This is a genomic window from Aliterella sp. E5.1, from assembly GCF_057473825.1.
Genome location: NZ_JBYCCV010000348.1, coordinates 1 through 1,618 on the forward strand (window position 1 = coordinate 1; position 1,618 = coordinate 1,618).

Genomic DNA, 1,618 nt, shown 5'->3' on the forward strand with positions numbered 1-1,618 from the left:
GTCTGTAACTCAACTTAAAGATCTGCTACACAGGTTATTAAATGATGGTGAGTTAGTAATTAATTGGAATAGAAAGCTCCGTAATAAAGGAAATAAAGTTCTTACAAGTTAAATGTCTATCAGCTTACACCAGAATTGCTTGTCATCCCTCTTTTGTCACTTTCAGGAGAGTAAAATCTAGAACCTGCTTTAGCTCAGGATTTTGGCAAAATGACTACAAAGGAAGTCTGATGTGAGAAAATAAAGTTTAAAAGCTTTACATTACAAGCTTTTTCAAGTTTTAGTTTGTTTTTTCCTTACTCAGAGTGACAAAAGAGGGTTATGCAGAGTTTCGTTTTTCTCTCCAACCAAGTAGAGCATATAAAAGCTCCGCAAGGTTACAGCGTCGTTAAGTTCTGTATAAAGTTTGCGTCCTTCTGGAGTTTCGTAGTTTCCTACAATTTCTTTTGTCTCCCGCAATTCTAAAAATCTAGGAGAAACGGCTAGGATGTGCATTTTGGGCGATTTATAAAGGATACCAGGCTCCACAGCGCCGCTAGAGAATGTGTGTTCGTAGTTGGGAGTAATGCCTTCCCAGCCGATAAGTTCTAGGGTTTTGCTCTTAACGAATAATCCCACTGTTGAGGGCGATTTATCATTGAGTATCTGACAAATCGCTCTGGAACTGATAACACCTGTAAAATCTGGAGATTGAAATTGTGCTAAATCCATAGATAGACCATAAAATAACATCACCACTTAGGCGCGTTAGCGCACTTCGGTGGTGATGTGGAGACGAGCTAGAAGTCGCTTAATGTAACGGTTGTTAGCACATTGTGACCTTTTGACTTGCCGTTACAGGTATTAGTTAGCAGATTAATTTGGTGCTGCAAATCTTCTAATTTAGATTGCTGCAACTTGACTTTCAATTCCCGTAATGCTGCAACCAACGTTTCCAGCGCTGGTAGGTTTTCGGGACTAAAGGCAATGCAAAAAGACTCATCTTCTCCATGCAGGTATAGAGAAGCTGTACTTAGATTTTCATTGGTGAGGCAGCGCAGATAGCTGCTAGGGGTGAGCGTGATGTTCGTGCTTCTTAATACGTTCATTTTTGACTCCGTTTAGATTTGGTGGATAGGTGGCGAAAGCGGACGTGCTTGCTTGTAACAATCTGTGCGATCGCACTTACGTCAATTCCGGCTTTGTGTGCCGCGAGAATGTCCTTGGATTTAGCACTGACGGCGATCTCTTGAAACTGCTGTGGTAGTTGCTCAGGTTCAACTAAAAGGACTACCGAGGGAGGATTATTCTGGAAATCAATGCGACGCTCGACTCCAAAAACTTGTTCGCCCAATAGTCCTACGTTGTGCAGGCGCAGGAGGTAAGCTTTAAGCTGCTTTAGTTGGTTGCGCCGCTTCTCGATCGCCTGGGAGTGCAACGCTACGATGCTTTCAAGACGAGCTTCCCAGATTTCTAAGTCGAGCTTTAGTTGCTCTGCTACCCAAGAAATTGGGTTGTGTTGCAAAAAATGGTAGGCTAAAATAATGCTGCTAGAGAAAATAATTCTGCCTGCCTCTAATGAATCCTAAAGCTCCATTCAAATGGCGGCATTACCAGTCCGAAATTATCTTGCAGTGTG

3 protein-coding genes are annotated in these 1,618 nt (G+C 42.3%); all 3 read right to left on the minus strand.

Going from position 1 to position 1,618, the window contains the following annotated elements:
• Window positions 1-300: 300 nt before the first annotated feature.
• The 3 genes from AC2VE5_RS27115 to AC2VE5_RS27125 all read right to left on the minus strand — a co-directional run bounded on the left by AC2VE5_RS27115 (window position 301) and on the right by AC2VE5_RS27125 (window position 1,504).
• On the minus strand, window positions 301-711 hold the full coding sequence (locus AC2VE5_RS27115) for a DUF5895 domain-containing protein (RefSeq protein WP_486890638.1): 411 nt from the start codon (window positions 709-711) through the stop codon (window positions 301-303).
• Window positions 712-779: 68 nt separating this feature from the next.
• The gene (locus AC2VE5_RS27120; protein ID WP_486890639.1) at window positions 780-1,088 is read right to left on the minus strand and encodes a hypothetical protein; all 309 of its coding nucleotides are present in this window, start codon (window positions 1,086-1,088) and stop codon (window positions 780-782) included.
• The gene (locus AC2VE5_RS27125; RefSeq protein WP_486890640.1) at window positions 1,085-1,504 is read right to left on the minus strand and encodes a siphovirus Gp157 family protein; all 420 of its coding nucleotides are present in this window, start codon (window positions 1,502-1,504) and stop codon (window positions 1,085-1,087) included. Before AC2VE5_RS27125 ends, AC2VE5_RS27120 begins: the two co-directional genes overlap by 4 nt.
• Between the last annotated feature and the right edge of the window lie 114 nt (window positions 1,505-1,618).